Annotated in this window: 15 protein-coding genes; 10 read left to right on the top strand and 5 right to left on the bottom strand. The window is 71.1% G+C overall.

Annotated elements, in window-relative coordinates; genetic code table 11:
• The first annotated feature begins 43 nt into the window (after nucleotides 1-43).
• From MUN74_RS01200 to MUN74_RS01190, 3 genes are read left to right on the top strand one after another with little or no spacing between them, the layout of a single operon-like run.
• Nucleotides 44-1132, top strand: coding sequence for an aldo/keto reductase (locus MUN74_RS01200; protein WP_244854556.1), 1089 nt, complete (start codon nucleotides 44-46; stop codon nucleotides 1130-1132).
• Nucleotides 1133-1190: 58 nt separating this feature from the next.
• Nucleotides 1191-2576: a M16 family metallopeptidase gene (locus tag MUN74_RS01195; RefSeq protein WP_244854555.1), complete on the top strand. Its 1386-nt coding sequence runs from the start codon at nucleotides 1191-1193 to the stop codon at nucleotides 2574-2576.
• Between the two features lie 34 nt (nucleotides 2577-2610).
• The gene (locus MUN74_RS01190; protein ID WP_244854554.1) at nucleotides 2611-3213 is read left to right on the top strand and encodes a histidine phosphatase family protein; all 603 of its coding nucleotides are present in this window, start codon (nucleotides 2611-2613) and stop codon (nucleotides 3211-3213) included.
• Between the two features lies 1 nt (nucleotide 3214).
• Here the strand turns inward: MUN74_RS01190 and MUN74_RS01185 are convergent, their stop codons facing one another.
• Nucleotides 3215-3700, bottom strand: coding sequence for a GNAT family N-acetyltransferase (locus tag MUN74_RS01185; protein ID WP_244854553.1), 486 nt, complete (start codon nucleotides 3698-3700; stop codon nucleotides 3215-3217).
• A gap of 57 nt (nucleotides 3701-3757) precedes the next feature.
• Between MUN74_RS01185 and dapB the strand changes: the two genes are divergently transcribed.
• Together dapB and MUN74_RS01175 are read left to right on the top strand one after the other, a co-directional pair.
• Nucleotides 3758-4525: a 4-hydroxy-tetrahydrodipicolinate reductase gene (gene dapB, locus MUN74_RS01180; RefSeq protein ID WP_244854552.1), complete on the top strand. Its 768-nt coding sequence runs from the start codon at nucleotides 3758-3760 to the stop codon at nucleotides 4523-4525.
• The gene (locus MUN74_RS01175; RefSeq protein WP_244854551.1) at nucleotides 4522-4989 is read left to right on the top strand and encodes a tetratricopeptide repeat protein; all 468 of its coding nucleotides are present in this window, start codon (nucleotides 4522-4524) and stop codon (nucleotides 4987-4989) included. Before dapB ends, MUN74_RS01175 begins: the two co-directional genes overlap by 4 nt.
• Here MUN74_RS01175 and MUN74_RS01170 read toward each other — a convergent pair.
• The 4 genes from MUN74_RS01170 to MUN74_RS01155 all read right to left on the bottom strand — a co-directional run bounded on the left by MUN74_RS01170 (nucleotide 4961) and on the right by MUN74_RS01155 (nucleotide 7302).
• On the bottom strand, nucleotides 4961-5869 hold the full coding sequence (locus MUN74_RS01170) for a TIGR01777 family oxidoreductase (RefSeq protein WP_244854550.1): 909 nt from the start codon (nucleotides 5867-5869) through the stop codon (nucleotides 4961-4963). The two genes, MUN74_RS01175 and MUN74_RS01170, sit on opposite strands and share 29 nt — an antisense overlap.
• 3 nt (nucleotides 5870-5872) lie before the next feature.
• The gene (locus MUN74_RS01165) at nucleotides 5873-6298 is read right to left on the bottom strand and encodes an OsmC family peroxiredoxin (RefSeq protein WP_244854549.1); all 426 of its coding nucleotides are present in this window, start codon (nucleotides 6296-6298) and stop codon (nucleotides 5873-5875) included.
• 91 nt (nucleotides 6299-6389) lie between these two features.
• Nucleotides 6390-6872, bottom strand: a complete 483-nt coding sequence (locus tag MUN74_RS01160; protein ID WP_244854548.1) for a DUF4395 domain-containing protein — start codon at nucleotides 6870-6872, stop codon at nucleotides 6390-6392.
• A complete protein-coding gene (locus tag MUN74_RS01155; protein ID WP_244854547.1) occupies nucleotides 6856-7302 on the bottom strand; it encodes a TlpA family protein disulfide reductase in 447 nt (148 codons plus the stop codon). The genes MUN74_RS01160 and MUN74_RS01155 overlap by 17 nt, the downstream gene beginning before the upstream one ends.
• 130 nt (nucleotides 7303-7432) lie before the next feature.
• Between MUN74_RS01155 and MUN74_RS01150 the strand changes: the two genes are divergently transcribed.
• The 5 genes from MUN74_RS01150 to MUN74_RS01130 all read left to right on the top strand — a co-directional run bounded on the left by MUN74_RS01150 (nucleotide 7433) and on the right by MUN74_RS01130 (nucleotide 13008).
• Nucleotides 7433-8242 carry a thymidylate synthase gene (locus MUN74_RS01150; RefSeq protein ID WP_244854546.1) on the top strand — a complete coding sequence of 270 codons (810 nt, stop codon included), beginning with the start codon at nucleotides 7433-7435 and terminating at the stop codon, nucleotides 8240-8242.
• Nucleotides 8243-8394: 152 nt separating this feature from the next.
• Nucleotides 8395-8907, top strand: a complete 513-nt coding sequence (locus tag MUN74_RS01145) for a dihydrofolate reductase (RefSeq protein ID WP_255820940.1) — start codon at nucleotides 8395-8397, stop codon at nucleotides 8905-8907.
• Between the two features lie 344 nt (nucleotides 8908-9251).
• A complete protein-coding gene (locus tag MUN74_RS01140) occupies nucleotides 9252-10190 on the top strand; it encodes a type IV toxin-antitoxin system AbiEi family antitoxin domain-containing protein (protein WP_244854545.1) in 939 nt (312 codons plus the stop codon).
• Nucleotides 10191-10275: 85 nt separating this feature from the next.
• Nucleotides 10276-11250: a 4-hydroxy-tetrahydrodipicolinate synthase gene (gene dapA, locus MUN74_RS01135; protein ID WP_255820929.1), complete on the top strand. Its 975-nt coding sequence runs from the start codon at nucleotides 10276-10278 to the stop codon at nucleotides 11248-11250.
• An 81-nt stretch (nucleotides 11251-11331) separates the two neighbouring features.
• Nucleotides 11332-13008 carry a ribonuclease J gene (locus tag MUN74_RS01130; RefSeq protein ID WP_244854544.1) on the top strand — a complete coding sequence of 559 codons (1677 nt, stop codon included), beginning with the start codon at nucleotides 11332-11334 and terminating at the stop codon, nucleotides 13006-13008.
• Nucleotides 13009-13101 lie beyond the last annotated feature (93 nt).

The raw sequence follows: 13101 nt of genomic DNA, 5'->3' as shown, positions 1-13101 counted from the left end.
GATCTGCCTATTCTCGGAGCCAATCCTGGGGAGGAGGAGACGAGTGGCACGACACGTCTACCGCGGTGACGCGGTGAGCGCTGCGGGGGCGGCGGTCACCGAGCTCGACGCCGACGCGCCCGAACGCGACGATGCCGGTCGCGTCGAGGCCGAGGCATCCCGCCTACGCGTCGAGACGGTCGCGTCCAACCCGCTCTCCGGTCCGATCACGGTGCCCGCCAGGGTCGCCATCGGCGACACGGGCATCACGGCCCAGCCGTTCGCGCTCGGCACGTCGACGTTCGGCTGGACACTGGGCGCTGACGACGCCTTCGCCGTGCTCGACCGCTTCGCCGGCACCGGCGGCTCGCTCGTCGACACCGCCGACAGCTACGCCGCCGGTCGCAGCGAGTCGATCATCGGCATGTGGCTCGCATCGCGACGCACGCACGGCCGCATGTCGGTCATGACGAAGGTCGGACGGCACCCCGACCACCCCGGTCTCGCGCCGAAGCAGATCAACGCCTCGGTCGAGGCCTCGCTCTCGCGCCTCGGCGTCGAGCGGCTCGACCTCGTGCACTTCCACGGCGAGGACTCCGAGGTGCCGCTCGAGGAGAGCCTCGGTGCGATCGACGCGCTCATCGCCGCCGGCAAGGTCGGCGCGATCGGCGCGAGCGACTTCGGCACCGACCGGCTCATCGAGGCACGCGTGCTCGCCGCGAACGGCCTGCCGCGCTTCCAGACGTTCACGACCCGCTACAACCTGATGGAACGCAAGCCGTTCGAGGGCGCGCCCGAGCTCGTCGCCCACGCCCAAGGGCTCGCCGTGCTGCCGTACTTCGCGCTCGCCAACGGGTTCCTCGGCGGACAGGTCCGCCGTCGCGCCGACGTGCGGCACGACGCCCGCGGCGCGCGCCAGGCGAAGCACCTCGGCCGCCGCGGTCACCGCGTGCTCGCCGCCGTCGACGAGGTCGCGTTCGCGCACGGCGTGCAGCCGGCGACGGTCGCTCTCGCCTGGCTGCTGGCCAAGCCCACGATCGCCGCGCCCGTCGCGAGCGCGACGCGGCCCGAGCAGGTCGACGCGCTCCTCGCGGCCGCCGCGGTGGAACTGACGCGCTCCGAACTCGTCGAGCTCGACCGCGCCTCCGCCTGAACCGGGCGGCTCGGCAGCCGACCTGATTTCCGCACGCGGGTGGCATAGGCTGTTCGGGATGAACGGCGCCGTCGACCTCCCACTCGGCCAGGCCGAGCTCTCGTTCGAGGCGACGGGCGGCTCGCGCGTGCGGCGATCGGTGCTCCCCTCCGGAGTCCGCGTGCTCAGCGAGCAGGTGCCGGGCAGCCGCAGCGTCACCATCGGCTTCTGGGTCGCGGTCGGCTCGCGCGACGAACAGGGGTCGGATGCCTCGGGCCCGGCGAGCCTCGGATCCACGCACTTCCTCGAGCACTTGCTGTTCAAGGGCACCCCGAAGCGGTCGGCGCTCGACATCGCGATCTCGTTCGACTCCGTCGGCGGCGAGCACAACGCGCTCACCGCGAAGGAGTACACCTGCTACTACGCGAAGGTGCAAGACCGGGATCTGCCGATGGCCGTCGAGGTGCTCGCCGACATGTTCACCTCGTCGCTCCTCGACGCCGACGAGTTCGAGACCGAGCGCGGCGTCATCCTCGAGGAGCTGTCGATGGCGGGCGACGATCCCGCCGATGTCGCGAACGAGCGCTTCTTCCGAACCGTCCTCGGCGAGCACCCGCTCGGCCGCCCGATCGGCGGCGACCCGGCGTCCATTCGCGCCGCGACGCGTTCGGCCGTGCTCGACCACTACCGCGCCAACTACCGTCCCCGTGACCTGGTGGTCACGGTCGCGGGCGCCGTCGACCACGACGTCCTCCTGGCCGACCTCACGCGTGCCCTCGGTGAGGCGGGCTGGCGCCTCGACGAGGCGTCCGCGCCGGTGCCGCGTCGCTCGACCGTGCCCGCGGAGCTCGCCACGGGGCATCCGCTCACGGTCGTCGAACGACCGACCGAACAGGTCAACCTGCTCGTCGGCGTGCCCGGGCTCGTCGCGACCGACGAGCGCCGTTCGACCATGAGCGTGCTCAATGCGATCTTCGGCTCGGGCATGTCGTCGCGGCTCTTCCAGCAGGTGCGCGAGCGTCGCGGTCTCGCGTACGCCGTGTACTCCTTCGCCCCCGCCTACTCCGATGCCGGGCTCTTCGGCATGTACGCCGGTTGTGCCCCCGCGAAGGCGGGCACCGTCGCCGAGCTCATGCGCGACGAGCTCGAACGTCTGGCGAGCGACGGCGTCACCGCCGAAGAGCTCCAGCGCGCGGCGGGGCAGCTCGCCGGCGCGTCGGCGCTCGCCCTCGAAGACTCCGACACCCGCATGTCGCGGCTCGGCCGCGCCGAGCTCACGCTCGGCGAGTTCGCAGATCTCGACGAGGCGCTCCGGCGCATCGCACGCGTCACCGCCGACGACGTGCGTGCGCTCGCAGCAGACCTCGTCTCCCGGCCGTTCTCGGTGGTCGCCGTCGGCGCGATCGACGAGGCGGCGTTCACCGGCGCGGTCGACCAGGTCGCGCCGAGCACCGACGTCGCCTGACCGCGACCCGACGAGCAGTACAGGAACGATATCCGTGGCACACCACCTCTATCTCGTGCGGCATGGCGAGCAGCTCGACGCCGAGCACGGCCTGCCCGACGGACCCCTTTCGCCGAGGGGGCGCCGCCAGGCCGAGCTCCTCGCCGAGCGGCTCGGCGGCATCCCGTTCGACCACGCCTGGCACTCGCCGCTGCAGCGCGCGACCGAGACGGCCGAGATCATCGCCGCGAAGATGCCGGCGCTGAACCCCGAGCCGTCGCCGCTGCTGTTCGACTGCATCCCCTCGGGTCCGGCGCCCGAGACGCCGAAGTTCTACGACCCGTTCTTCGGCTCCGTCACCGACGACGAGATCGAGGCGGGCAGTGCGCAGATGGCCGACGCCGTCGCCGAGTTCCTGCGTTCGCACCGCGACGACCGGCACGAACTGCTCATCACCCACAACTTCGTCATCGGCTGGTTCGTGCGGGAGGTGCTCGGCGCGCCCGACTGGCGCTGGGTGTCGATCAACCAGGCGAACGCCGGCCTCACGGTGCTCACCCAGAAGCCCGGCCGCCCGTGGAGCCTCGTCGTGCACAACGACCTCGCGCACCTGCCGCCCGAACTCCGCACGGGGCTGCCCGAGCCGTTCGCGATCTGAGTCAGACGCGCTTGCCGTACCAGTTCGTCGCGTTCGGGTTCGCGTTGTAGGGCTCGATGTCGACGTATCCGGCCGACCGGTAGAGCCCGCCCGCGGCTTCGAGCGAGGCATTCGTGTCGAGCACGAGCTCCTGGGCGCCGAACTCGATCGCCCGTCGCTCGAGCTCGGCGAGCAGACGCTTGCCCTCGCCCCGGCCCCGACCGGCGGGCGCGAGCCACAGGTGCTTGACCTCGAACCGGATCTCGTACGTCTCGGGGCGGCGCTGGATGCGTCGGACTCCGCCGCAGCCGACGAGCTCGCCGCCACGCTCGTCGTCGACCACGACGAGGAAGACGCCCGCGGGCGGCGTGAACTGCGCGGCATCCGGCCACGTCGGACGGTACTCGCCCTGCTCGGACGGGAAGCCCGCCGCACGCTCGGCGAAGTACGCGTCGAGCAGTGCGTGGGCATCGGCGTCGGTCACGGCGGCCTCGCGGTAGTGCAGCATGCGTCGAGCATATTCGGCACGGGCCGGCGCCCATGCCCGCCTCGGTAGACTCGACGGGTGACGATCAAGGTCGCCGTGGCCGGAGCCACGGGCAAGATGGGGCAACTGGCGATCCGACTCATCGAGGCGGCCGACGACCTCGAGCTGCATTCGGCGCTCGGCTCGGGCTCGAGCCTCGACGACATGCTCGGCGCCGACGTCGCGCTCGACGTCACCCACCCCGCCGCGAGCCCCGCGATCGTCGAATTCGCCGCCGGGGCCGGCATCCCGATCGTGGTCGGCACCTCGGGCTGGTCGCGCGACCGCATCGCCGAGATCACGACATTCGTGCGCGGGCACGACGACGCCGGTGCCGTGCTGTTCGTGCCGAACTTCTCGATCGGCAGCGTGCTCGCGACCGCGTTCGCCGCGCTCGCGGCCCCCTACTTCGACTCGATCGAGATCGTCGAGGCGCACCACGCCGGCAAGGTCGACTCGCCCTCGGGCACCGCGGTGCGCACGGCGGAGCTCATCGGCGAGGCGCGCGGCGCGGCCGGTCCCGTCTCGGCGCCGCACGCCGACCAGCGCGCGCGCGGTCAACTCGTATCGGGGATTCCCGTGCACAGCCTCAGGATGGCCGGCACGCTCGCCGAGCAGCGCGTCGTCATGGGCGGCGACGGCGAGACCCTGACGTTCACGCATTCCACGCTCTCGCCGAGCTCGTACGAGGCCGGCATCCTGCTCGCGCTGCGACATGCGCCCGAGGCATCCGGGGTCAGCGTCGGCCTCGACGTCCTGCTCGGCCTCGACCTGCCGGGCGCCGGGCCGGCGGACGCGACCCGATGAGCACCGCCCGTAGTCGGCGGGGGCTCACCGCGAAGACCGGCGCACTGATCATGGCCGCGCTCCTCGCCCTCTATCTCGTGCTCATCGGGTGGCGTGCCGTGCAGTTCGTCGGCACGGGCGAGCCCGTCGCGATCGTCATCGGCGTCGCGCTCATCGTGCTGCCGATCATCGCCGCGTGGGCGCTCTGGCGCGAGTTGGCGTTCGGCATCCGTTCGCAGGAGCTGATCCGCCGCCTCGACGAGGAGGGGGGCACCGACCTCGGGCTGCCGCTGCGGCCGAGCGGGCGCGCAGAGCGGGATGCCGCCGACGCCGAGTTCGGCCGGTTCAAGGCCGACGTGGAGGCCGACGAGGACTCGTGGCGCGCCTGGCTGCGGCTCGGGCTCGCCTACGACGCCGCGGGCGACCGTCGTCGCGCGCGTCAGGCGGTGCGCACGGCTATCGAGCTCGATCGCCGGCAGCGCTGACCATCGCGTCGATCGCCGACTCGACGGTCGTGTGCGCGAACCGGTAGCCGTCGTCGATGAGGCGTTGCGGCCTGACCTTCTGGCTGGCGAGCAGCAGTTCGTCGGCGGCGCTGCCGAGCGCGAGCTCGAGCACCTTCTCGGGCACGCCGAAGACGTGCGGCCGTCGCATCCGCTCGGCCATCGCGCGCATCACCCGGTCGGCGGTCGCCGGCGTCGGGCCCACGAAGTTGACGGGGCCCGAGAGCTTCGAGTCGAGCAGGTGCACGAGCGCGCCGACCTCGTCGTCGAGCGCGATCCACGGCCAGTGCTGGCCGCCCGTGCCGAGCCGGCTCGAGAGGCCGAACTTCGTGAGCGTCGCCACGCGCTGAATCGCCCCGCCTCCCGAGCCGACCACGAGGCCCGTGCGCACGAGCACGGTGCGGGTCTCCTCGGGAGCCAGCGATGCGGCGGCCTCCCAGCGGCCGACGACCTCGGAGAGGAACCCGCCGCCCGCGCTCGAGTACTCGGTCAGCAGCTCACCGGGGCGGTCGCCGTAGTAGCCGACCGCCGACGCGCTGAGGAACACCGCCGGCGGCGTGCGCGCCTTGCGCATCGCATCGGCGAGGGTGCGGGTGGCGGTGATGCGCGACTCGAGGATCTCGTCGCGATACCGCTTCGTCCACGGCAGCCGGGCGAGCGAGGCGCCCGCGAGGTTGACGACCGCGTCGATGCGGTCCATGACGGTGAAGTCGATGATGCCCGCGGCCGGCGACCACGAGACCTCGTCTGACTCGTGCGCACGACGGCGCACGAGCCTGACCACCTCGTGGCCGTCCGCGTGGAGCCGTGCCCTGAACGAGGTGCCGATGTAGCCGGAGGCACCGGCGATCAGGACTCGCATCGATCAGGCGAGTTCGGCTTCGATCGTGATCGGGATGCCCGCGAGCGCCTGCGAGATCGGGCAGCCCGCCTTCGCGTCGTTCGCGAAGGCCTCGAACTCGGCCTCGCTGAGGCCCGGCACCCGAGCGCTCACGAGCAGGTGGCTGCCGAGCACGCCCTTGCCGGGCTCGAACGTCACGGCGGCGGTCGTCTGGATGCTCTCGGCGGGGTTGCCGGCCTGCGCGAGCGCGAGCGACAGCGCCATCGAGAAGCACGACGAGTGCGCCGCTGCGAGCAGCTCTTCGGGATTGGTCGTGTTGGCCACGCCCTCGGCGCGTGCCTTCCAGTTCACGGGGAAGTTCGCGAGCCCCGACGAGTCGAGGCCGACCTCGCCCGAACCCTCGAACAGGGTGCCCTTCCAAACGGTGGTCGCTTCACTGGTGAGTGCCATCGGGATCCTCCACTTCGAGCCGGGATCTCAGCCTAGCGGGGGAGCAGGCGCCGTCGGCAGGCGGTTTTCGAGCGGCGCGGATGCCTCGGGCTCACGCCGTCCGGATGACCCGCGCCCGCACGAGCCACAGGTACAGCCAGCAGCCCAGGCAGAAGCCGAACACGGCGTTGAGGAACGCGGCGAAGAACGCGATCGCAGCCGCGATCGGCACGGCGAGGGGCATCCCGAGCAGTGCGAGCACGACGCCCGCGAGCGTCACGGCGAAGCCGACGCCCTGTGCGAAGGTCGGCGGACGCGGGTCCTCCAGCTCGGTCGGCGGCGCGAGCCGGGGACGCACGAACGTCGTGAAGAGCAGCCCGTAGGGGTGCCTGGTGATGCCGGCGAACGCGCCCCACGCGAAGAGCGCGGCGATCGCGACGAGCAGCCAGAAGGCCGCCGTCTCGGCGCCGGCGACGGCGAGCACGACCGTCACGAGCAGGAGCACCGCCGTGATGCCCGCTCCGAAGCGTGGACCGCGCGGGTCGATGCCGCGTCGCACGCCGTGCTCGGCTTGCTGATCAGTGGACGTCGACATGCTGCCTCCCGAGCACTCGGTCGAGTTGTGCGCGCACCACGTCGGCGCGCGGCGCCCCGCCGATGCGCGCCCGCACGGCGCCGTCGGCGTCGATGACGAGCGTCGTCGGGGTCTGGGTCACGGCGAACCGATCGGCGACGTCGGCGCGGAGTGTCAGGTCGACCTCGACGTGCCTGACCCCCGGCGTCTCGTCGGCGATGCCGCCGAGCAGGCGCGCCGTCGCGGGGCAGCGGCTGCAGAACTCGGTCGAGAACTGCACGAGCGTCGCGCGCTCGCCGAAGGCGCCGGGCTCCGACCCGACATCGGCCGGGTGTACGCGATCGCCGGAGCCCGCGACCGCCCGACCCTGCGCCGCACGCCAGACGAGTCCGACGGCCGTCGACACCGCGACGAGCGCGACGCCGATCGCGAGGGCGAGCAGGAGGTCCATGGTCAGACGGTACGGCGGGCGCGCCGCGCAGAGGCCACTGTGACGACGAATGACGCCCACCGCGCGCATCCGGGATCGTCGCGACGCGGCATCCGCCGATCTGTCGGTGGCGGGGGTTAGCCTTGACGGGATGTCCGAGACGATCGCCACCCCGTACGAAGACCTCCTCCGCGACGTGCTCGAGCACGGCGAGGCGAAGACCGACCGCACCGGCACCGGCACGCGCAGCGTGTTCGGTCGGCAGCTGCGGTTCGATCTCTCGAAGGGGTTCCCGCTCATCACGACGAAGCGCGTGCACTTCAAGTCGATCGCGTACGAGCTGCTGTGGTTCCTGCAGGGCTCGTCGAACGTCGCCTGGCTGCAGGAGCACGGCGTCACCATCTGGGACGAGTGGGCCGACGAGCAGGGCGAGCTCGGCCCCGTCTACGGCGTGCAGTGGCGGTCGTGGCCGACGCCGTCGGGCGAGGTCATCGACCAGATCGCCGACGTCGTCGCGCAGATCCGGTCGAACCCCGACTCGCGTCGCCTCATCGTCTCCGCCTGGAATCCCGCCGACATCCCCTCGATGGCCCTGGCGCCGTGCCATGCGCTCTTCCAGTTCTACGTGGCCGACGGCAGGCTGTCGTGCCAGCTCTACCAGCGCAGCGCCGACCTCTTCCTCGGGGTGCCGTTCAACATCGCCTCGTACGCGCTCCTCACGCACATGGTCGCCGCGCAGACCGGGCTCGAGGTCGGCGACTTCGTCTGGACGGGCGGCGACTGCCACATCTACGACAACCACGTCGAGCAGGTCGAGCTCCAGCTGACGCGCGACCCGTACCCGTACCCGACCCTGCGGCTCGCCCGGGTCCCCGACTCGATCTTCGACTACGAGTACGACGACTTCGTGGTCGAGGGGTACGAGCACCACCCCGCGATCCGCGCCGCCGTCGCCGTATGAACGAGGATGCCTCGGCGCCTTCGGCGTCGGCGCCGGCGTCGTTCTCGGCGCCTTCGACGTCGGTGTCGGTTTCGCCGTCGGCTCCGGCCTCGACGTCACCCACGCCCGAGCCGGCCGAGTGGCCCGACCGCGCGGGCTCGGCCGAGACGCACATCGGACTCGTCTGGGCGCAGGCCGACGGGGGCGTCATCGGGCGTGATGGCGGCATGCCATGGCACGTGCCCGAAGACCTCGCGCACTTCAAGGCCGTGACCCTCGGCGCGCCGGTGGTCATGGGGCGCAAGACGTGGGACTCGCTCGACCCGAGGTACCGCCCCCTGCCGGGCCGGCGCAACATCGTCGTCTCCCGTCAGGTCGACGGGGTCTTCGACGGCGCCGAGCGCGCCGGGACGCTCGACGACGCGCTCGCGCTCGTTTCCGACGCCGAGCGGGTCTGGGTGATCGGCGGCGGCCAGCTCTTCGCCGAGGCGCTCGACCGGCCGGGCCTCGTCGACGTGGTCGAGGTCACCGAGCTCGTGCACCCCGGCGGCTTCATCCCCGAGCCCGGCGACGTGCGGGCGCCGGCCGTGCCCGACGCCTTCCGTCTCGAGACGATCGACCCCGAGTCGGGCGAGCACACCTCCCGCAGCGGCATCCGGTACCGCTTCCTCACCTACTGCCGCTGACCCCGGGCCGGCCCGGCCCATCCGTCTGTCTCGGCGGGGCGCCGAGTAACTGCCGGCGTGCTACACGGCCGGAATGTCGGAAGATCGCTGCGAAGAAGCCCTGTGGGGCCGTTTGCTGGATGTTCCTCCGACATCACGATCGCTGCACCTTGACCTGCAGCGTTGGGATGTCGGAGGAAACACCCCAATTCCGGCCCCAGCCGGACCCATCGCCGTAATTTCCGACATGCCGTCCAACGCGCGCGTGGTCGAGTCCTCCTCCACAAGGGCGCACTGTGCTGGGATATTCACCTGCCGTCGCCGTCCACGGGCGGGTAGGTTCTGCGTGAGGCGATGATCGACGCGTGGGCGTCAGTGGGCATGAAGTCGAACGTTGGTGCGACCGGCTCGGTGGCGTCGCGCGCACCTCCGACCTGCTGTCAGCTGGCGTCGATGCGAAGTCCATCGCTCGGGCATGGCGTGTCGGCGACATCCGCCGAGTCAGACCGGGCGTGTACGCCACGCCGACCGCCGCGGCCGAGGTCGTGACCGCCGCGCGGCATGTCGGGATGCTCGGCTGTGTCTCCCGCTTGCGGCGCGCCGGTGTGTGGTTGCTCGATCACGACGAGCGCGTGCACGTCTCGATGCCGGCGCATGGGCGTCGTCATCCGCATGACGGTTGCACATGCGTGCTGCACTGGGTCGGCGGTGGGTCTGGTCTGGGTGAGTGCACGATCGTCGACGCGCTCGCCCACTCGCTCGCGTGCTGTGGCGTCGAGACCTTCTTCGCGGCGCTGGAATCGGCGATGCGCAAGCGGCTGATCGACCGGGCTGGAGTGCGACGACTGCGCGCGAAAGTACCGGCGAGGCACCGCCCGCTGGTCGACTTCGCCAGATGGGACGCCGACAGCGGGCTCGAGTCGTTGTTGCGCCTGCGCCTGCGAGCTCATCGCATCGAACTACGCTCGCAGGTCATGATCGACGGGGTTGGTCGGGTCGACTTCGTACTCGGTGATCGCCTCATCCTCGAGGCCGATGGCAAGGGCAACCACGTCGACGGCTTCGTCGATCTGCTGGAGCAGGGCAGTCGTGACGTAGCGGCGGCGGCGGCCTCGAAGCGGCACAAGGACCTGGTGCGAGATTCGGCCGCGGCCGAGCGCGGGTACGTCACGCTTCGATTCGACTACGCGCAGATCGTCCATGACTGGCCGCGTGTCGAGGCGGCGATCCTCGCGAGCGTCGCGCACGGGCGGCACCGAGTCTCGAAGCCCGGTCGCTCATCGCGCGGCCGGCGCGTCGGATGACTCGGCCAGACGCCGGCTCCCACCGACATGACCGCGCGAGACACGCGGCGCCGCGGCATCCCGCCGAACCGATACGCTGGTGGGCGTGACTGCAGAGAACCCCTTCGGACAAGTGCTCGTCGCGCTCGTCACGCCGATGACGGCGGACGGCGAGGTCGATTGGCCCGGGGTCGAGAAGCACATCGACGACGTCATCTCGGCGGGAGCCGACGGCATCGTCGTCACGGGCACCACCGGCGAGACGTCGACGCTCACCGACCCCGAGAAGCTGCGGCTCGTCGAGGTCGGCAAGGACGTCGCGGCCGGCCGGGCCAAGATCATCACGGGCGGCGGCTCGAACGAGACCGCGCACGCGATCGAGCTGTACCAGCACAGCGAGAAGGCCGGCGCCGACGGCATCATGATCGTCACGCCGTACTACAACAAGCCGACCCAGGCCGGCATCCTGACCCACTTCCGTATGGTCGCCGACGCGACCGACCTGCCGGTGATCCTCTACGACATCCCGGGCCGCACGGGTGTGCCGATCAAGTACGAGACGATCCTGCGGCTCGCGAAGCATCCGAACATCCTGGCCGTGAAGGACGCCAAGGGCGACTTCTCCGAGGTCAGCCGGGTGCTCAACCAGACCGACCTCATGTACTTCTCGGGCGACGACGCGAACGTGCTGCCGCACCTCGCGATCGGGGCCACGGGCCTCATCGGCGTCACCGCGAACATCGCACCGGCGCCGTACCGCACGATCGTCGACGCCGTGAACCGCGGCGACCTCAAGGCGGCCACCGACGCGCACAAGCAGCTCGAGCCGCTCGTGCGCGCCACGATGACCCACGTGCCCGGCACCGTCGCGGCGAAGTACATCCTGCACGGCCTCGGCCGCATCTCGAGTCCCCGCGTGCGCCTGCCGCTCGTCGGCCCCGAGGAGTGGGAGGCCGCGCTCATCGAGGACGAGATCGACCTCGTGCGCGGCGTCGAGGGCGTCGACTTCCACAACTTCCGGCCCGACCGCAACGCCGCCGCCGGCGGCGCCCTGCCGAAGGTCGCGGGCACCACCCGCTGAGCGGGCGCGCCCACCACGAGACATCCGCGGCGCCCGAGCGCGTCGCACCGAACTGAACACCGCGAACGTAAGGAGGGCACTGTGCCCGACACCGTCATCGATCCCGCTCCGCTCGCAGCAGGGACGCTCCGCATCATCCCGATCGGCGGCCTCGGGGAGGTCGGCCGCAACATGACGAGCTACGAGATCGACGGCAAGATCCTCATCGTCGACTGCGGCGTGCTCTTCCCCGAAGAGCACCAGCCGGGCGTCGACCTGATCCTGCCCGACTTCGGCTTCCTCCGCGACCGACTCGACGACATCGTCGGCGTCGTGCTCACGCACGGCCACGAGGACCACATCGGCGCCGTGCCGTACCTCCTGAAGCTCCGCGGCGACATCCCCCTGATCGGCTCGCAGCTGACGCTCGCGCTCGTCGAGGCGAAGCTCAAGGAGCACCGCATCGCGCCGTACACGATGACCGTGAAGGAGGGGCAGGCCGAGGAGATCGGCCCGTTCGACCTCGAGTTCATCGCGGTGAACCACTCGATCCCCGACGCGCTCGCCGTGGCGATCATCACCGACGCGGGCACGGTGCTCGCGACCGGCGACTTCAAGATGGACCAGCTGCCGCTCGATGGCCGCCTCACCGACCTGCGCGAGTTCGCGCGCCTCGGCGAAGAGGGCGTCGACCTGTTCATGGTCGATTCGACGAACGCGGATGTCCCGGGGTTCACGCCGCTCGAGCGCGAGATCGGTCCCGTGCTCGACCAGGTGATCTCGCGGGCCCCGAAGAAGGTCGTGGTCGCGAGCTTCTCGAGCCACGTGCACCGCGTGCAGCAGGTGCTCGACGCGGCGCACGCGAACGGGCGTCGCGTGGCCCTCCTCGGCCGCAGCATGGTGCGCAACATGACCATCGCCGCCGACCTCGGCTACCTGAACGTGCCCGAGGGGGTGCTCGTCGACTACAAGAAGGCCGGCGACATCCCCGACGAGAAGATCGTGTACATGTCGACGGGGTCGCAGGGCGAGCCCATGGCCGTGCTCAGCCGCATGGCGAACCGCGACCACCAGATCGAGATCGGCGAGGGCGACACGGTCATCCTCGCGTCGAGCCTCATCCCGGGCAACGAGAATGCGGTCTACCGCGTCATCGACGGGCTGACGAAGCTCGGTGCGAACGTCGTGCACAAGGCGAACGCGAAGGTGCACGTCTCGGGCCACGCGGCCGCGGGCGAGTTGCTCTACTGCTACAACATCCTGAAGCCCGCGAACGTGCTGCCGATCCACGGCGAGTACCGTCACCTCCAGGCGAACGCGAAGCTCGCCCGCGACACCGGCGTCCCGCCCGAGAACACCTTCATCGGCGAGAACGGCACGGTCTACGACATGACCGACGGCGTCGTGCGCGAGGTCGGCCAGCTCGACCTCGGCTTCGTCTACGTCGACGGGTCGACGGTCGGCGAGATCACCGACGCCGACCTCAAGGACCGCCGCATCCTCGGCGAAGAGGGCTTCATCTCGGTCATCGTCGTCGTGGATGCCACGACCGGGCGCGTCATCTCGGGCCCCGAGATCCACGCCCGAGGCTTCGCCGAGGACGACGCCGTGTTCGAGGATGTGAAGCCCAAGATCGTCGCCGCGCTCGCCGACGCCGCGCAGAACGGGGTGCGCGACTCGCACGCCCTGCAGCAGCTCGTGCGCCGCACGCTCGGCACGTGGGTGAACCGGCGCCTCCGCCGCCGCCCGATGCTCGTGCCGCTCGTCATCGAGGCGTAGCGGCCGCCGCCGCCGCGCCGATGCGTGCGCGGCGCTCGGGGTTCACCCCGATTCCTCCCTGAGGAGGATTCCCCGGGGCGTGCCGACTCCATA

It is taken from the genome of Agromyces sp. H17E-10 (assembly GCF_022919715.1).
Classification (GTDB): Bacteria; Actinomycetota; Actinomycetes; order Actinomycetales; family Microbacteriaceae; genus Agromyces.
This window is presented reverse-complemented; position numbering and strand designations above follow the sequence as displayed.